Below are 19,590 nucleotides of genomic sequence, written 5' to 3'. Positions count from 1 at the left end.
TTTGTTCCTCAGCCCCGGGCGCGTTCAGCAAGCCACAGGCGCAACTGTTTCTTATCGACTTTGCCGACCGGCGTTAGCGGGAGCGCATCCACGCTCTCCACGCGGTCCGGCAGCTTAAATTCGGCAACGCCCTGCTCGCGCAGGAAGCGACGCACCTCGACCGCGCGTAGGGGCTGTTTCACCACCAGATACGCGCAGCTCTTCTCGCCCAGCAGGCTGTCCTCCATGCTCACCAGCGCGGCGTGGATCACCGCCTCATGGCGCAGCAGCAGGTTCTCGATCTCTTCGGCGGCGATCTTCTCCCCGCCGCGGTTGATCTGATCCTTCTCGCGTCCCTGCACGGTGATGTAGCCCTGCTCGTCGATGGCGATCAGATCGCCGGAGCAGTAAAAGCCGTCGGCGTCGAAGGCGCTGGCGTTGTGTTCCGGGCTGTTAAAATAGCCGCGGAAGGTGTACGGACCGCGCGTCATCAGACGCCCGACCTCGCCGCGCGGCAGCGGGTTGCCGTGCTCGTCCGCCACCCACACCTCGTCATCGGGGCACATCGGGCGGCCCTGGGTGTTGATGATGCGCTCCGGCGCGTCGTCGAGCGCGGTGTAGTTCACCAGCCCTTCCGCCATGCCGAACACCTGCTGAAGCTGGCAGCCGATTTCCGCCGGAATGCGCGCCGCGAGCGTGGCGGAAAGGCGCGCGCCGCCCACCTGCAGCAATTTGAGGGACTTAAGCTGCGCAATGCCCGCCCCGTCGGCGATGGCCTGCAGCCACAGGCTGACCGCCGGGGGCACCAGCGAGGTGACGTTAACCTGATGCCGTTCAATCAGCGGGAAGCAGAGCGTGGCGCTCGGATCGTTCGCCAGCACCACGCAGCCGCCTGCGGTAAAGACGCCCAGCGCTCCCGGGGAGCTCATGGCGTAGTTATGCGCCGCAGGGAGCGCGTTCAGGTAACGCGTTTCGGCGGTAATGCCGCAGATCTCGTTGCTGCGGCGAATGCTGTAGTCGTAATCGTTATGCGTGCGCGGGATAAGCTTGGGCGTGCCGGTGCTGCCGCCGGAGAGCTGGAAAAACGCCACCTCGTCGGCGGGCGTCGGGTTGGCAATAAAATTGTCCGCCGGGCGGGTAATCGCCACCTCCAGCGCATGCTCGTCCCCGCCACCGCGAAGCAGGACGACGCGTACCGAACGGTGTTCATCCACGAAAGCGTTGAGGAAGTTATCGCCCGCGAACAGCGCGTGGTCGCGATCGGCGATCAGCACGGCGGGTTTGATTTGCAGGGCGTAGGCGTTCAGCTCGCTGCGCTGGTGGCTGTAGAGCGCGTTGACCGGCGCGACGCCGATTTGCAGCAGCGCGAAGAAGGTGATGTAGAACTCGGCCACGTTGCCAAGCTGCACCAGCGCCGTCTCGCCGCGCTGCAGCCCGCGCGCCTGAAGGGCTGAAGCCAGGTTGTTTACGGACTCATTAAACGCGCGGTAGGTCATGCGACGTTCGCCGTCGATAATCGCCACCGCATCGCTATTCGCCCGATCCGTCAGGATGTGGGTCAGCGGCAGATCCTGCCAGTAGCCTTTTTCACGGTAGCGCCGCGCAAAATCCTCAGGCCAGCGGGTAAAGGGAATGGTCATCAGTCTTCCTTAGTGCAAACCAAAAACGTTGAGCATGGTGGAGAGCTTCACGCCGGTCTCGCGCCACTCGCCCACCGGGGAGGAGGCGGGCACAATGCCCGCGCCGGCAAACAGGCGAACGCTATTCTGATGCAGACGCGCGCAGCGGATGGTCACCACCCACTCGCCGTTGCCTTCGCTGTCGCACCAGCCGACGATGCCGCCGAACAGCTCGCGGTCGAACGGCTCCAGCTCGGCAATCAATTCTTTTGCCGCCTGATGCGGGAAACCGCTCAGTGCCGGCGTCGGGTGCAGCAGGCACGCCAGGGTCAGTGCGTTCTCGTTTTCACGCGCCTCGCCTTCTACCGGCGTCGCCAGATGCCACAGCGTCGGCGTGGTGATGAGCTGCGGAGAGTCAGGCATGCTGAGGCGATGGCTGCGGGGCGCGAGAATGGCTTTCATCGCCTGGGTCACGAGGTCGTGCTCGTGGCGGTCCTTTTCGGAGGCCAACAGCTTGTTGCCCGCCTCGCGATCCAGCACGTCGTCCGGCTGACGGCGCGCGGAACCCGCCAGCGGCAGCGAGCTAAAGTGCGCACCCTCTTTGCGCAGCAGCAGCTCCGGGCTTGCCCCGAGCAGCACGCCGCCGTCTTCCAGCGGCACGTGGAAGTTAAAGCTCGCCGGGTTCTGGGCAATAAGGCGCTCCAGCAGGGCGCCGCTGTCCATGCGTTTGTCGGTCGTGATATCAATCAGGCGCGACAGCACCACCTTGTTCACCTGCGGCGTGGCGGTCAGCGCTGCCGCGCGGGCGACCATCTCTTCAAACACGGGCTGCGGCGGGATCTCGGTGCGTTGTTCCACCTTCAGCGCCTGCGAGCCGGAGAAAAAGCGTGAAGACTGCTGACGCGCCGGGCGAGAAAACGTCTGCCAGCGCTGTGGAATAAACAGCGACGAGGGCTTGCGGGTATCAAACGGGATAGCCCCCACCATCACCGGGTGAGCAATGCCGCTGGCTTTTGCATTCCGGAAGGCCTGGGCTAATTTTTGCTGGAACGGACCCGCCGGATCGTCGCCGCCAACGGCGGGTTCATTGAAGCGGGCAAAACAGCCGGACGTGGTAAAGCTGCGATAAGGCGACATAAAGAAAAAGCGGTCTGATTGCAGCGTGCTCGCGGTGTGCTGAACTTCCTCAGCCAGGGACGTATCCATATCATCCTCCTCAAATGATAAAAGAAGCAATAATGATTATCATTTATATTTTCGAGGCTAACCTAATCCCACATCGCTTCGCTGTCAACCGTCGGGCAAATAACTTGTGCGACAAAAGCTTGCATCCCTTCGCGGCAACCATGAAAATGAGAAGCATTATCTTCAACAAAAACAGGATACCGCGCTGTGAAATTCCCTGCCGTTTGTCGTACTCCCCTGCTTTTATTCGGACTTTTTGTTTTAGGACTTACCTCAGCCGCCGCTGCCGACTGGCCACGTCAGGTGACCGACAGCCGCGGCGTGCATACCCTGGAGAGCAAGCCGACGCGCATTGTCTCCACCAGCGTGACCTTAACCGGCTCCCTGCTGGCGATTGACGCCCCGGTCGTCGCCAGCGGCGCAACCGCGCCGAACAACCGCGTGGCGGACGCGCAGGGTTTTCTGCGCCAGTGGGGGGATATCGCTAAACAGCGCAAGGTCGCGCGGCTGTACATCGGCGAGCCGAGCGCCGAAGCGGTCGCGGCGCAGATGCCGGACCTGATTTTGATCAGCGCCACCGGCGGGGATTCCGCGCTGGCGCTGTACGACCAGCTCTCCGCCATCGCCCCGACGCTTATCATCAACTACGACGACAAGAGCTGGCAGGAACTGCTGACGCAGCTCGGTACCATTACGGGACAGGAAAAGCAGGCCGCGGAGCGCATTGCCGCTTTTGATAAGCAGCTCGCGCAGGTGAAACAGCAGATGAAACTGCCGCCGCAGCCGGTGAACGCCATCGTCTACACCGCCGCCGCGCGCAGCGCTAACCTGTGGACGGAGGAATCGGCGCAGGGCAAGCTTTTGCACCAGCTGGGCTTTACGCTGGCGGACCTGCCCGCCGGGTTACAGACCTCGAAAAGCCAGGGCAAGCGCCACGACATTATTCAGCTGGGCGGTGAAAGCCTGGCAACCGGACTGAACGGCGAAGGGCTGTTTGTGTTTGCCGGCGACCAGAAAGATGTGGATGCGATTTACGCCAACCCGCTGCTGGCGCATCTGCCTTCAGTGAAGAACAAGCGCGTCTGGGCGCTGGGTACGGAGACGTTCCGCCTGGATTATTACAGCGCGATGCTGGTGTTAGACAGATTGAATACGTTGTTCAAGTAGGTATTTTCCCTCCCTCTCCCTGTGGGAGAGGGCCGGGGTGAGGGCATCAGGCCGCACCGTCGTTCAACACACTCTCCTGCCTGAACCGACGCAATTCCGCTAATACCACTAACAAAATCCCGCCAACCATCGCTAATACAAACCCGCTGCTGCTCGCCGACGCCACCGGGGTCATTATCGCCCCCAGGCCGCCGAGGATCGCCGCGCCGATGGCATCGCCCGTCACGTTCTGCGCGGTCCACAGGCCGTTGATGCGCCCGAGCATCCCTTCCGGCGTCTGGGTCTGGATCAGGGTGTACTGTAACAGCGAGCTTATGGCGCTGAGCCATCCGAAGATCACCAGACACATCACCCCAAGCGCCCACACCGGCATCAGGCTGAAGAAGCTAATGGCGATAAACGAGGCCAGCGTGGCAAGCAGCATAATCAACCCCGGCCGCGCGCTTTGCGCCAGGTTGCCGCTGGTCAGTGCCCCGCAGGCCGCGCCGAGCGGAATGGCGGCGTACAGCATGCCAATCTCCGAGGCGCTCATCTGCCACTCTCCCGCCAGCGCCGGGTAGAGCACGCGCACCGCGCTCGCCATCGTCAGCAGGCCGCCGAGCAGCGCAATGCCGCCTATCAGCGGGTTGCTGAACAGGAAACGAATAGCGGCCATCAGCGATTTCAGCGGATGCTCGCGCGGCTGCGGTGGAGGCGGCAACAGCGGCAGGCGCAGCAGGGTCAGGGTGGTGATGAAGGTCCCCGCCGCCGCCAGCCCGTAGTTCCACGCCACGTTGCCGGTCGCCAGCAGCAGGCCGCCCACCATCGGCGAAATCACCGAGCCGAGGCGCACGGTGAGCATGGTGATCGCCCCCGCCTGCATCAGGTTCTCGCGCCCGACCAGCGCGGGCGTTGCCGCCAGCAGCGCCGTCACGCCCAGCGAGGCGAAGAAACCGTCCCACAGCCCCAGCGCGTAAATGGCGATCAGCGACGGCTCCGGCAGCATGGCGTTCAGACACAGCCCGATAAATCCCACGCCGCAGGTGCCGCGCGCCAGCAGGATCAGCTTCTTACGCTCGTAGCGGTCCGCCAGTACGCCGCCGACCATCAGGCCGATGAACATCGCCCCGCCGGTTAAGGTAACCGACAGCCCCACCAGCCAGCTGGAGTGCGTCATGGTCTGGATCTGTACCGGCACGGCCACGCCGAGCAGGCCGAGGGACAAAATGGAGATAAAGCGGGCGATAAAAACGGCGCGATACGCCGGGTGCGTTTTAAGCAGGCTGAGGTTGAGCAGCCAGGATTTTTGATTCATGACAAAGCCTTGAGTGTAATTCTACCCATTCCATGGGCGCACATGCTAACATAGCCAAATAAGATAGATAACGATAATCACTATCATTATCAAATCATGGATGTTGCTATGTCGTTTTCCTCTTCTTCGGTGCGCGCCATTGCCGTGCCCGTTTTATGGCTGATCTTGAGCCTTGCGATTGCACTCAGCCTGCTGGTTGGCGCGAAGCCGCTGCCCGCGTCCATTATCGTCGATGCGCTCACCGGCACCTGCCGGAGCGCCGACTGCGTTATCGTGCTCGACGCCCGCCTGCCCCGCACCCTCGCCGGGCTGCTTGCCGGTGGCGCGCTCGGCCTTGCCGGTGCGCTGATGCAAACCCTTACCCGGAACCCGCTGGCGGACCCCGGTATTCTCGGCGTCAACTCCGGCGCCAGCTTTGCCATCGTGCTCGGCGCGGCGCTGTTCGGCTTCACCTCTCCGTCTGAGCAGCTGGTCATGGCCTTCTGCGGCGCGCTGGCCGCCTCGCTGATCGTGGCGTTTACCGGCAGCCAGGGCGGCGGGCAGCTGAGTCCGGTCCGCCTGACGCTGGCGGGCGTGGCGCTCGCGGCGGTGCTCGAAGGGTTATCCAACGGCATCGCTCTGCTCAACCCGGACGTCTACGACCAGCTGCGCTTCTGGCAGGCCGGCTCGCTGGATATCCGCACCCTTGAAACCCTGAAAGTGGTGGCGATCCCGGTGACAATTGCCGCGGTCGTGGCGCTGTTGTTAAGCCGCGCGCTCAACAGCCTGAGCCTCGGCAGCGACACCGCGACCGCCCTCGGCAACCGCGTGGCGCGCACGCAGCTGATTGGTCTGCTCGCCATCACCGTACTATGCGGCAGCGCGACCGCGGTGGTCGGCCCGATCGCCTTTATTGGCCTGATGATGCCGCACATGGCGCGCTGGCTGGTGGGGGCGGATCACCGCTGGTCGCTGCCGGTGACGCTGCTTGCCACCCCTGCCCTGCTGCTGTTTGCCGATGTGCTGGGCCGCCTGCTGGTGCCCGGTGAACTGCGCGTCTCGGTGGTCAGCGCCTTTATCGGCGCGCCGGTGCTGATCTTCCTCGTGCGCCGTAAGCGCGGAGGTGGCGCATGATGGCCCCGTCCCGCCGTTTACTCACCAGCGTCTCGCTGCTGCTTATCGCCATTGTGCTGCTGGCGGTCTGGAGCCTGCGCAGCGGCGCGGTCACGCTCGATTTCACTCAGGTATTTAACGCCCTGCTCGGCAGCGCGCCGCGCAACATCACTATGGTGGTGACGGAGTGGCGGCTGCCGCGCGTGGCGATGGCGATTTTGGTGGGTGGAGCCCTCGGCGTGAGCGGTGCGATTTTCCAGTCGCTGATGCGCAACCCGCTCGGCAGCCCGGACGTGATGGGCCTCAATACCGGGGCCTGGAGCGGCGTGCTGGTGGCGATGGTGCTGTTCGGTCAGCACCTGACGGCGATTACCTTTACGGCGATGGCGGGCGGCATTCTGACGTCATTACTGATCTGGCTGCTGGCCTGGCGCAACGGCATCGACACTTTCCGACTGATCATCATCGGGATCGGCATCCGCGCCATGCTGATGGCCTTTAACACCTGGCTTTTACTGCAGGCCTCGCTGGAAACCGCGCTCTCCGCCGGGCTGTGGTATGCCGGTTCCCTCAACGGCCTGACGTGGGGCAAAACCTGGCCCGCCGCGCCGCTGATTTTGCTGATGTTTATCGGCGCGCTGCTGCTGGTGCGGCGCATGCGCCTGCTGGAGATGGGCGACGACAGCGCCTGCGCGCTGGGGGTGGGCGTCGAGCGCTCGCGCCTGATGCTGATGCTGGTCGCCGTACTGCTGACTGCCGCCTCTACCGCTATCGCCGGGCCGATCTCGTTTATCGCCCTCGTGGCGCCGCATATCGCGCGTCGCCTTAGCGGGACGGCGCGCTGGGGACTCACCCAGGCGGCGTTCTGCGGCGCATTGTTGCTGCTGGCCGCCGACCTCTGCGCCCAGCGGCTGTTTATGCCTTATCAACTGCCGGTGGGCGTGGTGACCGTCAGCCTCGGCGGGATTTACCTCATCGTCTTGCTCGTTCAGGAGTCACGCAAGAAATGACAGATTCTACAACCCGCTTGCGCGGCGAAAATCTTACCCTCGGCTACGGCAAAAAAATCATTGCCCGTGACTTATCCGTCGCCATTCCGGACGGCCATTTTACGGCAATCATCGGGCCGAACGGCTGCGGCAAATCGACTCTGCTGCGCACGCTCAGCCGCCTGATGACGCCGGCTGAAGGCAGCGTGTTCCTCGATGGAGAGCAGATCCAGCGCTTCGCCAGCAAAGAGGTGGCGCGGCGCATCGGGCTGCTGGCGCAAAACGCCACCACACCGGGAGACATCACGGTACAGGAGCTGGTCTCCCGCGGGCGCTACCCCCACCAGCCGCTGTTCACCCGCTGGCGTAAAGAGGATGACGAGGCGGTGAACCGCGCGATGCAGGCGACGGGGATTACCGATCTCGCCCTGCAAAGCGTGGACACCCTTTCCGGCGGGCAGCGCCAGCGCGCGTGGATTGCGATGGTGCTGGCGCAGGAGACTTCCATCATGCTGCTGGACGAGCCGACGACCTGGCTCGACATCAGCCATCAGATTGACCTGCTGGAGCTGCTGAGCGAGCTGAACCGCACGCAGGGCTACACCCTGGCGGCAGTGCTGCATGATTTGAACCAGGCGTGCCGCTACGCCACGCATTTGATTGCGCTCCGCGACGGTGAGATTGTGGCGCAGGGCGCGCCGAAGGAGATTGTAACGCCGGAGCTGATCGAGCGGATCTACGGCATGCGCTGCATGATTATTGACGATCCGGTGGCGGGGACGCCGCTGGTGGTGCCGTTAGGTCGGCGGTAATTGCCGGGTGGCGGCTGCGCCTTACCCGGCCTACACTCGGCTCCCGTAGGCCCGGTAAGCGCAGCGCCACCGGGCATTTGCACTATACTAAAATTTCCTTCAGTATCGGCCCTATCTTCTCAAACGCCTGCGGTGAAATGATATCCACGTGGGCGCAATCCTGACTATACACCTCAAGCTCCGCCACCCACGGCGACCAGGCCTGCTGCGGGTCCATCGTGCGCGTGCGCTCGGCGACAAACAGCGTCGCTTTACCCTCAAACCGCGCGCTGTACGCCGTGGTCAGTAGCCGCACCGCGTCGGCGTAGTTGCCCTCAATGGCGCTAAACAGTTCACTGGAGCCCTGCCCCTGCCGGGCGGCGATAAACGCCTGGCGCTCGCGCTCGATTTCCGCCAGCACCTCCGGGTCGAGGCCGTTGGCCTCTTTCTCCGCCCAGTTCTGGGTTTCCGGCGGCCAGGTATCCAGCAGGCCGAGGAACGCCACCTCTTCACCCTGCGCGCGCAGACGCGCCGCAATGCCCTGCGCCAGCGTGCCGCCGAGGGAATAGCCGAACAGGTAATACGGCCCCTGCGGCTGCTGCATACGCAACGTATTCAGGTGATATTCGATTACTCCATCCAGGTCCGCGCACTGCTGCATCGGCCCTTCCGGGCGCGGCGACTGAATGCCGGTAATGGACCAGCGCGGGCTGAGGTAGCGCGCCAGCACGCTGAACTGCCACGCGAACCCGGACGCCGGATGGAAGCAGAACAGCGTTGGGCCGTCGCTCTCGCGCAGCGGGAGCAGGGTTTCATACCCCAGACGCTGCGCCTGCTCGTCGCTCATCTGCGAGTCCAGCAGCGCGCTGAGCTTACTCACAGTGGAGGCGACCATAATCTGCCCCGGCGTGAACTTGCGGGAAAACGCCCGGCTGAGCTGTGCCGCGAGGCGCATCGCCAGCAGCGAATGACCGCCGAGGGCAAAGAAGTCGGCTTCGATATCGTTCACCTCGCAGCCCAGCAGCGCGGAAAACGCCTGCGCGACGGCGACTTCGGTTTCAGTCTCCGGCGCACGGCCGGAGGATTTACTCGTCAGCTCCGGCAGCGGCAGCGCCTTGCGGTCGAGCTTGCCGTTCGCGCTGAGCGGCAGCGCGCTGATTTGCAGCAGCACCACCGGCACCATGTGCGGCGGCAGCTGGGCTTTGAGCGACGCCAGCAGCGCGTCGCGATCCAGCGGTAAGCCGGATTCAGAGACGACATACCCTACCAGCTGACGGGCATCGCCGCCGGTTGCCACCGCCTGGTTGAACACGCAGGCGTGGGCGACGGCCTGGGCGACGTTCGGCAGCGACAGCATCGCCCGGTCGATCTCGCCGAGCTCGATGCGCTGGCCGCGAATTTTCAGCTGATCGTCGCTGCGGCCCAGATATTCCACCGCGCCGTTGTCCAGCCAGCGGGCAACGTCGCCGGTACGATACATCCGCTCGCCCGGGGCAAACGGATCGGCAATAAATCGGCTCGCGGTCAGGTCCGGACGGCCCAGATATCCCTGCGCCAGCTGAATGCCGGTGAGGTAAAGATCCCCCGCCACGCCGAACGGCACCGGGCGCATCATCGCGTCAAGGATGCGTAATCCCGTGTTCCACACCGGGAAGCCAATTGGCACGCTGTTGCCCTCCACCGCCGCCAGCTCGGGGCCAAACGCCGGATACCAGCTCACATCCACCGCCGCTTCCGTTGGACCATAGAGGTTATGCAGCGGCACATGGGTCAGCTGTTCCCACTCGCGGCAGAGCCCGGTCGGCAGCGCTTCGCCGCTGCAGAACACCTGCCTAAGCGTTTTGCAGCACGCGACGTTTTCCGGGGTCAGCGAGGCGACAAAGGCTGCCAGCATGGACGGCACAAAGTGGGTGGTGGTCACGCCGTACTGCGCGAAGAAGCCCTGCATCGCCTGCGGGTCGCGGTGCGCGTCCGGCTCGGCCATCACCAGCTTCGCCCCGGCGATAAACGGCCACCAGAACTCCCACACCGACACGTCAAAGCTGCACGGCGTTTTCTGCGCCACCACGTCAAACGCCGTCAGAGGGTAATGGTCCTGCATCCACTTCAGGCGGTTAACGATGGCGGTATGGCCGACCATGACCCCTTTCGGGCGTCCCGTCGAACCGGAGGTAAAGATGATGTACGCCGTCTGCTCCGGCTTCGCCAGGCGCAGCGGTTCAGCACCCGCGGTCGGCAACAGTGTGTTGTAACTAAAGGAGGCAATCGGCAGGTCGCTAAAGCGCGAACGCTGCTCGTCGGTGGTAATAAGCAGGGACGGCTTCGCGTCCTCCAGCATCATCCGCAGGCGGTCGTCCGGGTAGCCGGTGTCCAGCGGCAGCCACGCGGCACCGGCCTCGACGATGCCGTGCAGCGCCAGCGTCAGGAACACCGAGCGCGGCAGGGCCACCGCCACGCTGTCGCCCGGCTTCACGCCGCGCTCGCGCAACAGGTTTGCCAGCGCGACGACCTGCTCGCGCATCTGGCGATAGTTCAGCTCGATGTGCGCATCCGCCAGCGCAGGGGCGTCCGGCGTTTTGCTCGCCTGCTCCGCCACCAGCTCCGCGAGCGTAGTGGACGGCAGCGCCAGCCCGGTATCGTTGATGCGCGCCAGCTGCGCGTATTCCTGTTCAGATACGGTTTCCACTTCGCCGCAGCGCAGGTCAGGGTTGGCGGCAAACTGCATGAGCATCGCGTTCAGGCGCGTGACGTGGCAAGTGAGCGTTGCTTCGTCGTAACGCTGCTTGCTGGCGAGGATCTCAATGCTTAATCCGCCCTGCTCGTCAGGGAACAGCGCCAGCTCCAGATCGTTCACCGGGCCGGTTGCCAGCGTATGGGTGGTGGCCTCCACGCCGTCGATATCCAGCTGATAATCGAAAACCTTAACGTTCAGCACCGGGCCAAATAGCGCTTCGTCGCCTGCGGCACGCCCGCTGTCGCGCACGATCTGCTCGGCGTCGTAGCGCTGGTGGCGGCGCATTTTTTTCAGCTGGTTAGCCAGACGCAGCGCCAGCGCGGGCAGGCTCTCCTGCGGATTGATATTCACCGCCAGCGGCAGGACGTTGAGCACCGGCCCGGTCGCGGTCAGCGCGGCGGAACCCATGCGGCGCATAAAGATAAACCCGGCGGCGTAGTCCAGCCGTCCGGTGAGGCGCCCGAGCCACAGCGCCACCAGCGCAAGCGCCAGATCGGTGCGCTGCGCCTGCCCTGCCGCCTGCGCAAGCTGGCTAAAGGCGCGGCCGTCCATTGCAATTTTCAGGCGCAGAATGTCGGTGGTGGCGGCGCGTCCCGACAGCGGCGCGGAGGAGAGCGAGACCGGCGAAGGCAGCTGCTTGCGCTGCTCGGCCCAGAAGGCACCGTCGCGCGCGTACGCCTCGCTGTCGCGATAGCGCTGATACTCTTCCACCACCTCGGCAAATGGCGTAAACGGGGATGCAGGCGTCGGTTCGCCCTTTTTCCAGGCGGCATAAATCGCGGCAATCTGGCGGGTAATGGCCGGGAAGCTGAAGCCATCCACCACCAGATGATGATAGCGTTGATACCAGTACCACTGACGCTCGCCGACCTGAATCAGCTGGTGAAACGCCAGCGGCTGACCGCTGTCGACGCGCAGGTTCTGGTTGAGATCGGCTTCCATCAGCGCCACGGCGTCGTCGTGAGAGTCAACGCGAACGATGGACGTCTCCGGCAGAATGAAGGTGTCATCCACCCACTGCCACACCTCACCGTTCTCCTCACTGAAACGCATCCGCAGGGTATCGGCCTGCATCATGCCTTCCGCAATGGCTTTCGCCAGCAGCGGCGCGTCAATCTCGCCTTTCAGCTCGGTGTAGTGCGCCACGCTCCAGGCGTTTGGCAGGGAGGAAAGCTGCTCCGCCATCCAGATCCCCGGCTGGGCGGCAACGAGAGGAAGACGGTTCATGCGTTCCCCTCCGCAAAATGGGACGGTACTAAGGTTTGCCAGCGTTCCGCCAGCCATTTCTGGCATGCGTCCTGCGGCTGCGCTTCGCACACCACGCGCCACCCTGCCGGCAGTTCGCACTGCTGCGGCCACAGGCTGTACTGCCCCTGGTCGTTTTGCAAAATGGCGAACTGTCCCTGCGGGTTATCGAAAGGGTTGCTGAATTCCATACAGACTCCGTTATTGAATAAGCGGCTGCCAGAGGGTCATCAGCCCCTGCGTCAGCCCACCGCGCCAGCAAAGCGCATCGTGTCCGCCGTCAACCTGACGCCAGTAAACCTGATGCCGGGCGCGTAGTTCGGCGTAAATCGCCTGACTGGCGTTGAAAATCAGAGGCTCGTTGCGCCCGGCCTCAAGGACGATGCGCAGCCCGCGCGCGGCTATCTCACCTGCTTTAAGCTGTTCGATTAACAGCCCTTCCTGCTGCCCGCCGCGGTGCGGCCACCAGTAAGAGCCGGACTGGCTCAGCACGCAGCCAAAACGCTGCGGCCAGTTCAGCGCGGCATAAAGGGAAGAGAGGCCGCCAAAGCTTTGCCCTGCGACCACCGTCCGGTCGGCGCGGTCGCTGAACGGCGCGCGGTTTTTGACAAGCGGGAGAAGCTCTTCCTGTATCGCCAGCCAGAAATCGGGATTGCACGGCAGCTCGCGGTTGCGATGCGCCATGTCGATAACATCAATTAACACGTAAACGGCAGGCGGCAGTTTGCGCTCGGCGGTGAGCGACGCCAGCGCGGGCCAGACGGGCATGCTTTCGGCCCAGAACTGGCCGTCGAGCAGCACCGCCAGCGGGCGCTGCGGGTTATCTTCCCCGGTGGTGAAAACCCAGACGCGACGGCGGTTTTTCAGGCGCGCGCTTTCCCATTCAATGCAGACCGGCGCGCTGTGGGGCGTATCCTGATAATGCCAGCCCGGCTGAACCGGTGCTTCCGGCATCTCCAGCGCCGAGACGGCATGACCGCGCCCGCCGCGCCAGCTCTGCGGATTCAGCGGGTCAGACACCGCGTGCGGCAGCAGTTTGCGCCAGCCTTCGCGCAGCGCCATGCGGTCCGGCTGCTGGCCTTCAAATACCGCGTCGGCAAAATCGTTTTCATTCACGGAGGGGATAAAGCAGTAGCTGCCGCGCCACTCGGGGCTGAACTCGCCCTGCCACTGCCAGACGTCGGTATCAGGAATGCGTTCGAGGGATTGCGGGCGGGCATTTTGATGGTGATCGGTCACGCCGGTGATATAGAGCCAGACGCGTTTGATCGGTGACGAACGCTGCGTTCCTGCCGGGTCACGCCACCAGAACGTGACGCGATATTGTCCCTTTTCCGGCGTCCATTCAGGCCCGTTTTTCGACTGCCACCACGCTTCACTTCCCGTTGTTAACGTCGTCACCCTTATAACCTCATGTTTAACCGTCTTTTTTGTCTCAGGACAAATTTTATTGATAATATTATTGATAACTATTTGCATTTGCAATAGCGTAGTGCCCGCGCTGTGGGAAGCGCGCTCAAAAAACAATCATGCCCACTTGCGGGTGACACCATGCCGCCTCCTCTCCCCTTCGGGAATGGAGCCAGGGGACGCGGCGCGAAAAGCAGGACGTACAATGAATAAGAAGATTCACTCCCTGGCCTTGCTGGTCAACTTAGGGATTTACGGCGTCGCGCTGCCAGCCCTGGCAGACGACAGCACCGCCTCCGCGCAGCACGAAGACACGATGGTCATCACCGCCGCCGAGCAGAATCTGCAGGCGCCTGGCGTATCGACCATCACCGCCGATGAGATCCGTAAAAACCCGCCCGCGCGCGACGTGGCTGAAATTATCCGTACCATGCCGGGCGTTAACCTGACCGGGAACTCCACCAGCGGCCAGCGCGGGAATAATCGTCAGATTGATATTCGCGGGATGGGGCCGGAAAACACCCTGATCCTGATCGACGGCAAGCCGGTGACCAGCCGTAACTCCATTCGTCTGGGCTGGCGCGGCGAGCGTGATACCCGCGGCGATACCGGCTGGGTGCCGCCAGAGATGATTGAGCGCATCGAAGTGATCCGCGGCCCGGCGGCCGCGCGCTACGGCAACGGGGCGGCAGGTGGCGTGGTGAACATCATCACTAAAAAGTTCGACGACCAGTGGCACGGCTCCTGGAACACCTACCTGAATGCGCCAGAACACAAGGACGAAGGTTCCACCAAACGCACCAACTTCAGCCTGAGCGGCCCGCTCGGCGGCGACTTCAGCTTCCGCATGTTCGGTAATCTGGACAAGACGCAGGCCGACGCCTGGGACATCAACCAGGGTCACCAGTCCGATCGTACCGGTGCCTACGCCGACACGCTGCCCGCAGGCCGCGAGGGTGTAGAAAACAAAGACATTAACGGCGTGGTGCGCTGGGACTTCGCGCCAATGCAGTCCCTGGAGTTTGAAGCAGGCTACAGCCGCCAGAACAACCTCTACGCTGGCGATACTCAGAATACCAACAACGACAACAGCTCCAGCGGCCTGGTAAAGAAAAACTACGGCAAAGAGACCAACCGTATCTATCGCCAGAACTTCGCGGTGACCTGGAACGGCGGCTGGGATAACGGCATCACCACCAGCAACTGGGCGCAGTACGAGCACACCCGCAACTCCCGTCTCGGCGAAGGGCTGGCGGGTGGACTGGAAGGGCTGTTCAACAGCAATAAATTCACCGACACCGACCTGGCCGACGTGATGCTGCACAGCGAAATCAACCTGCCGATTGATTTCCTCGTCAACCAGAACCTGACGCTGGGCACCGAGTGGAACCAGCAGCGCATGAAGGACTCGACCTCCTTCACGCAAACCCAGCAGGGCGGCACTATTCCGGGCATGAGTAACGATCGGAGCCCGTACACGTCGGCAGAAATCTTCTCACTGTTCGCCGAGAACAACATGGAGCTGACCGACAGCACCATGCTGACCCCGGCGCTGCGCTTCGACCATCACACCATCGTCGGCAACAACTGGAGCCCGTCCCTGAACCTGTCGCAGGGTCTGGGGGATAACTTCACGCTGAAGATGGGTATCGCGCGGGCCTATAAGGCACCGAGCCTGTACCAGACCAACCCGAACTACCTGCTCTACAGCAAAGGCCAGGGCTGCTACGCAAGCTCCGACGGCGTGGGCTGCTACATGATGGGCAACGACGACCTGAAGGCCGAAACCAGCATCAACAAAGAGATTGGCCTGGAGTGGAAGCGCGACGGCTGGCTGGCTGGCGTAACCTGGTTCCGTAACGACTATCGCGACAAGATTGAAGCGGGCTACGCGCCGATTGGCCACACCTCTTCCGGTAAGGTGCAGACCGATATCTATCAGTGGGAAAACGTGCCGAAGGCGGTCGTCGAAGGGCTGGAAGGCTCCCTGAACGTGCCGGTCAGTGACACGATTAACTGGACCAACAATATTACGTACATGCTGCAGAGCAAGAATAAGGAGACCGGCGACCGTCTGTCGATCATCCCGGAGTACACGCTGAACTCGACCCTGAGCTGGCAGGTCCATCAGGACGTGTCGCTCCAGTCGACCTTCACCTGGTACGGCAAGCAGCAGCCGAAGAAGTACAACTACAAAGGTCAGCCGGTGACCGGCTCGGAGAAAGACGAAGTCAGCCCGTACAGCATCGTTGGCCTGAGCGCGACCTGGGACATGACCAAAAACGTCAGCCTGACCGGCGGCGTGGATAACGTCTTCGACAAGCGCCAGTGGCGTGCGGGGAATGCCCAGACCACCGGGAATACCACTACCGGTGCGTATATGTACGGCGCGGGAGCGTATACGTATAATGAGCCGGGCCGGACCTGGTATATGAGCGTGAATACGCGCTTCTAGGTAAAAGCAAAACGGCAACTTCGTTGCCGTTTTTAGTGTTTTCTCCCTCTCCCTGTGGGAGAGGGTCGGGGTGAGGGTATCAGGCCGCACTATTTGCTGATAAAGGAAAAACATGCACACCACCCACCGCACGTTCATTCTCGCCGGCCACACCGTCCATCACGTCACCTTCTATCCCACGACCTTCACCGACGCCGATCTCCTCTGGCTTCCGCACCACGCCGAGCTTGCAAACGCAGGACGCAAACGCAAAGCCGAACATCTTGCCGGACGCATCGCCGCCGCCCATGCCTTACCTGACCACGCCGTTCCCGGCATCGGCTCCAGCGGCGAACCGCTCTGGCCGGAAGGCGTTTCAGGAAGCATCACCCACAGCGGCACGCAGGCGATGGCGATTGTCGTTCGTCATCCGACAGCGCTGGTAGGTATTGATTGCGAAGCCATTCTTGCGGAGCGTGAAGCCCGTGAAATCCAGGACGGCATTATCGATGCGCAGGAGGCTATGTGCCTGACGCGTTCGGGCTACCCTTTCGCGCTGGCGCTGACGCTGGCGTTTAGCGCCAAAGAGAGTTTGTTCAAGGCGCTCTTTCCGCAGGTGAAGACGTATATGGGTTTTGACTGTGCGAGAGTCACGGCGTTAGATGAGAAAACAATTTCACTGAAGCTTTCTTACCCGGCTGGAGAATATCCTGAGGATACACGCTTTACCCTCGCCTGGCAGACTCATGATGAGAGCGTGTGGACGTTGCTAAAAGCCTGATGGCGCTACGCTTATCAGGCCTACGGTAAAGCAGTTTGTAGGCCGGGTAAGCGCAGCGCCACCCGGCAACAAAGACGGCTGAATTGTTAATGGCAGATGTTTGTCATCAATCAAACATCCGGGAACATCACGCTATTCCCCGGCGCTTCCCTGTGCAGATGGATAAAGTTCAGGTGCCGTTCATACTGGTCCAGAATGTCCGTAATCACCTGCTCCTTGCTGTAATCCATTAAATCGTTCCCCTGGCTCCCTTCCAGCAGGAAGGTCTCAAGCCGGTAGTAGGTCGATTTCCCGCTGCGCGCCCGGTAGGTAAAACCGGGTACCGAGTACTGCTGCGGCCAGATCTGGTAGACAAAGTTCTGCTCGTCGCCCATGTGCACCAGCAGATCCAGGTGTCCCAGGGTCTCGCCCTCCTCCGGCGGCAGGTTTTTCAGCTCCACGTAAGCACCACGCAGCTTCAGCTCCTGGGCCACCTCTTCCATGGCGGGGAAGCAGACCGTCTCCATCATCTGTTTGGTGTAGCGCGTGCCCGGGTAGTTCATCAGGCGCGACAGGCGCTTCTTCCAGCTCAGCCTGTCCTGCGCGCCCATCGGACGCGGCGCGGTGTCGCGGCTGGCGCTGACGCGGCGGTAGTCTTCCACCTTGAGGGATTTATACAGCCCGGCCATCACGAAGAAGATGACGAAGCTGAACGGCAGCCCCATGATCACCGTGGTGTTCTGCAGCGCCGAGATGCCATTGGTCATCAGCATGCCGAGCGTCAGCAGGCCGATGGCGACGGACCAGAAGATGCGCAGCCAGTTCGGCGCGTCGCTGTTAATGTCCTTCAGCTTCGAGGTGAAGTTGCCCAGCACCAGCGCGCCGGAATCCGCGGAGGTGACGTAGAACAGTAGGCCGGTAATGGTCGCCACGGACGCGCTGAAGGTAAACGCCGGGTACTGCGCCAGCAGGCTGTAGAAGCCGCGCTCCGGGTGCGCCATTGCTTCCTGCGCGAAGGTCGCGTTGCCATGAATGATCTCGTGCAGCGCGCTGTTGCCGAACACCGACAGCCACAGCAGCGTAAAGGTGAACGGGATAATCAGCGTGCCCATCACAAACTGGCGGATGGTGCGCCCACGCGAAATACGCGCCAGGAACAGGCCAACGAACGGCGACCACGCCACCCACCACGCCCAGAAGAACAGCGTCCAGTTGTTCATCCACTCCACCGGGCGGTCAAAGGCGAAGCTGTTCAGCGTCATGCCCATAAAGCGGTTCACGTAGTCCCCCACGTTCAGCACTAAGGCATTGAGCAGGAACGAGGTGTCACCCATAAACAGCACGAACAGGATCAGGCCCAGCGCCAGCGCGACGTTCAGCTCGGAGAGCACGCGAATGCCCTTGTCGACGCCGGAGGTCACCGAAATGGTGGCGATAATCACCGACAGCGCAATCAGCGCCGCCTTCGCCGCCATCGAATCCGGAATATCAAACAGCACGCTCAGCCCATAGTTGAGCTGCACCACGCCAATCCCGAGCGTGGTCGCGATACCGAAGATGGTGCCGATCACCGCCGCGATATCCACGCTGTGGCCAATCGGTCCGTTTATCTTTTTCCCGAAAATCGGGTACAGCGCAGAGCGGATGGTGAGGGGTAAATTATAACGATAGCTAAAGTATCCGAGCGCCATCCCCATCAGGGCGTACATCGACCAGCCGGTCAGGCCGTAGTGGAACAACGTCCAGACCATCGCCTGGCGCGCGGCCTCCATCGTCTGCCCTGCCCCTTCCGGCGGCTGCATATATTGCGTGACCGGTTCGGCCACGGAGAAGAACATCAGGTCGATGCCGATGCCGGCGGCAAACAGCATCGCGGCCCAGCTCAGCAGGCTGAACTCGGGTTTTGACTGCTCGGGCCCAAGCTTCACCGACCCGAAGCGCGAGCAGGCAATGCAGACCACGAAGACGATATAGAGCGTCGCCGCCAGCAGGTAGTACCAGCCAAAGGTCTTCGACACCCAGTTCAGGGTCCGCCCAATCCACTCGGCAGAAAAATCACGAAAGAAGATGGTTGTCAGGGAAAACAACAAAATCAGTCCTGCGGATGTATAAAAAACAACCGGATTGATTTTGTCCTTTTCTCTGTCTTGTGAAAGGTCTGTCATCCAGTATCCCCACTGTTTTTGTAACTATTAAAATCCAAATCCGCAACAATTAAGACACATTTTATATTGAACGTCCAATCAAAAACCGCTTTAATGTATAACCAACGCTGATGAATGGAGTGGCAACAATGCCCAAAGTGGGGATGCAGCCAATCCGGCGCAGGCAGCTTATCGACGCCACGCTGGAAGCAATAAATGAAGTGGGAATGCACGATGCGACGATCGCGCAGATCGCCCGTCGGGCGGGCGTTTCCACGGGGATCATCAGTCACTACTTCAAAGACAAAAACGGTCTGCTGGAAGCGACCATGCGCGACATCACCGGCCAGCTGCGTGACGCGGTATTAAGCCGCCTGCATGCCCTGCCGAACGGCAGCGCGGAGCAGCGCCTGCAGGCGATTGTCGGCGGCAATTTTGATGAGACCCAGGTCAGCAGCGCGGCGATGAAGGCCTGGCTGGCCTTCTGGGCGAGCAGCATGCACCAGCCGATGCTCTACCGCCTGCAGCAGGTAAGCAGCCGCCGCTTACTGTCAAACCTGGTATACGAGTTCCGCCGCGAACTGCCGCGCAAACAGGCGCAGGAAGCGGGCTACGGGCTGGCGGCACTGATTGACGGACTATGGCTGCGCGCGGCTCTGAGCGGCAAACCGCTGGATAAGACGCTGGCCCAGTCGCTTACCAGCCACTTTATCAGCCAGCATTTACCGACCGATTAACCGAGGAGAA

The 19,590-nt window shown here is 62.2% G+C and carries 14 protein-coding genes; 7 read left to right on the top strand and 7 right to left on the bottom strand.

All coding sequences use genetic code 11. The annotated features are described in order from the left end of the window. Positions 1-8: 8 nt before the first annotated feature. Entirely contained in the window at positions 9-1,619 is a 1,611-nt protein-coding gene (gene entE / locus AC3WOK_RS17290) for a (2,3-dihydroxybenzoyl)adenylate synthase EntE (RefSeq protein ID WP_063955478.1), read from the bottom strand. A 9-nt stretch (positions 1,620-1,628) separates the two neighbouring features. Next, complete coding sequence (gene entC, locus AC3WOK_RS17285) at positions 1,629-2,804, bottom strand: isochorismate synthase EntC (RefSeq protein WP_492354874.1); 1,176 nt, start codon at positions 2,802-2,804, stop codon at positions 1,629-1,631. 186 nt (positions 2,805-2,990) lie between these two features. Between entC and fepB the strand changes: the two genes are divergently transcribed. Further along, on the top strand, positions 2,991-3,950 hold the full coding sequence (gene fepB, locus AC3WOK_RS17280; RefSeq protein ID WP_492354873.1) for a Fe2+-enterobactin ABC transporter substrate-binding protein: 960 nt from the start codon (positions 2,991-2,993) through the stop codon (positions 3,948-3,950). 46 nt (positions 3,951-3,996) lie between these two features. Here the strand turns inward: fepB and entS are convergent, their stop codons facing one another. Beyond that, positions 3,997-5,244, bottom strand: coding sequence for an enterobactin transporter EntS (gene entS, locus AC3WOK_RS17275; protein ID WP_492354872.1), 1,248 nt, complete (start codon positions 5,242-5,244; stop codon positions 3,997-3,999). A gap of 108 nt (positions 5,245-5,352) precedes the next feature. On the opposite strand from entS, the gene fepD reads away from it, so the two are divergent. From fepD to fepC, 3 genes are read left to right on the top strand one after another with little or no spacing between them, the layout of a single operon-like run. Next, a complete protein-coding gene (gene fepD / locus AC3WOK_RS17270) occupies positions 5,353-6,357 on the top strand; it encodes a Fe(3+)-siderophore ABC transporter permease (protein WP_492354871.1) in 1,005 nt (334 codons plus the stop codon). Further along, positions 6,354-7,346: an iron-enterobactin ABC transporter permease gene (fepG, locus tag AC3WOK_RS17265; protein ID WP_492354870.1), complete on the top strand. Its 993-nt coding sequence runs from the start codon at positions 6,354-6,356 to the stop codon at positions 7,344-7,346. The genes fepD and fepG overlap by 4 nt, the downstream gene beginning before the upstream one ends. Further along, positions 7,343-8,137: an iron-enterobactin ABC transporter ATP-binding protein gene (gene fepC / locus AC3WOK_RS17260; RefSeq protein ID WP_492354869.1), complete on the top strand. Its 795-nt coding sequence runs from the start codon at positions 7,343-7,345 to the stop codon at positions 8,135-8,137. Before fepG ends, fepC begins: the two co-directional genes overlap by 4 nt. A gap of 82 nt (positions 8,138-8,219) precedes the next feature. Here the strand turns inward: fepC and entF are convergent, their stop codons facing one another. From entF to fes, 3 genes are read right to left on the bottom strand one after another with little or no spacing between them, the layout of a single operon-like run. After that, entirely contained in the window at positions 8,220-12,077 is a 3,858-nt protein-coding gene (gene entF, locus AC3WOK_RS17255; RefSeq protein WP_492354868.1) for an enterobactin non-ribosomal peptide synthetase EntF, read from the bottom strand. After that, positions 12,074-12,286 carry an MbtH family protein gene (locus AC3WOK_RS17250; RefSeq protein WP_059310775.1) on the bottom strand — a complete coding sequence of 71 codons (213 nt, stop codon included), beginning with the start codon at positions 12,284-12,286 and terminating at the stop codon, positions 12,074-12,076. The genes entF and AC3WOK_RS17250 overlap by 4 nt, the downstream gene beginning before the upstream one ends. Before the next feature lie 10 nt (positions 12,287-12,296). Next, positions 12,297-13,496 (bottom strand): enterochelin esterase, encoded by a 1,200-nt coding sequence (gene fes / locus AC3WOK_RS17245; protein ID WP_063955461.1) that lies wholly within the window; start codon positions 13,494-13,496, stop codon positions 12,297-12,299. A 214-nt stretch (positions 13,497-13,710) separates the two neighbouring features. Between fes and AC3WOK_RS17240 the strand changes: the two genes are divergently transcribed. After that, positions 13,711-15,960: a TonB-dependent siderophore receptor gene (locus AC3WOK_RS17240; RefSeq protein WP_047347152.1), complete on the top strand. Its 2,250-nt coding sequence runs from the start codon at positions 13,711-13,713 to the stop codon at positions 15,958-15,960. A gap of 112 nt (positions 15,961-16,072) precedes the next feature. Beyond that, on the top strand, positions 16,073-16,720 hold the full coding sequence (gene entD / locus AC3WOK_RS17235; protein WP_492354867.1) for an enterobactin synthase subunit EntD: 648 nt from the start codon (positions 16,073-16,075) through the stop codon (positions 16,718-16,720). Positions 16,721-16,830: 110 nt separating this feature from the next. On the opposite strand, the gene betT is transcribed toward entD, so the two are convergent. Continuing rightward, positions 16,831-18,864 (bottom strand): choline BCCT transporter BetT, encoded by a 2,034-nt coding sequence (betT, locus tag AC3WOK_RS17230; protein WP_024906970.1) that lies wholly within the window; start codon positions 18,862-18,864, stop codon positions 16,831-16,833. Positions 18,865-18,992: 128 nt separating this feature from the next. On the opposite strand from betT, the gene betI reads away from it, so the two are divergent. Beyond that, complete coding sequence (betI, locus tag AC3WOK_RS17225; protein ID WP_063955457.1) at positions 18,993-19,580, top strand: transcriptional regulator BetI; 588 nt, start codon at positions 18,993-18,995, stop codon at positions 19,578-19,580. The last annotated feature ends 10 nt before the right edge of the window (positions 19,581-19,590 follow it).

The organism is Enterobacter sp. FW301-JW81 (assembly GCF_058788735.1).
Note: the sequence above shows the minus strand (reverse complement) of the source record. Positions and strands in the feature narration are given on the sequence as shown.

Coding starts and splice junctions, on each gene's coding strand:
- entE (WP_063955478.1), bottom strand. CDS start 1,619: ATGACCATTCCCTTTACCCGCTGGCCTGAGGATTTTGCGCGGCGCTAC.
- entC (WP_492354874.1), bottom strand. CDS start 2,804: ATGGATACGTCCCTGGCTGAGGAAGTTCAGCACACCGCGAGCACGCTG.
- entS (WP_492354872.1), bottom strand. CDS start 5,244: ATGAATCAAAAATCCTGGCTGCTCAACCTCAGCCTGCTTAAAACGCAC.
- fepD (WP_492354871.1), top strand. CDS start 5,353: ATGTCGTTTTCCTCTTCTTCGGTGCGCGCCATTGCCGTGCCCGTTTTA.
- fepG (WP_492354870.1), top strand. CDS start 6,354: ATGATGGCCCCGTCCCGCCGTTTACTCACCAGCGTCTCGCTGCTGCTT.
- fepC (WP_492354869.1), top strand. CDS start 7,343: ATGACAGATTCTACAACCCGCTTGCGCGGCGAAAATCTTACCCTCGGC.
- entF (WP_492354868.1), bottom strand. CDS start 12,077: ATGAACCGTCTTCCTCTCGTTGCCGCCCAGCCGGGGATCTGGATGGCG.
- AC3WOK_RS17250 (WP_059310775.1), bottom strand. CDS start 12,286: ATGGAATTCAGCAACCCTTTCGATAACCCGCAGGGACAGTTCGCCATT.
- AC3WOK_RS17240 (WP_047347152.1), top strand. CDS start 13,711: ATGAATAAGAAGATTCACTCCCTGGCCTTGCTGGTCAACTTAGGGATT.
- entD (WP_492354867.1), top strand. CDS start 16,073: ATGCACACCACCCACCGCACGTTCATTCTCGCCGGCCACACCGTCCAT.
- betT (WP_024906970.1), bottom strand. CDS start 18,864: ATGACAGACCTTTCACAAGACAGAGAAAAGGACAAAATCAATCCGGTT.
- betI (WP_063955457.1), top strand. CDS start 18,993: ATGCCCAAAGTGGGGATGCAGCCAATCCGGCGCAGGCAGCTTATCGAC.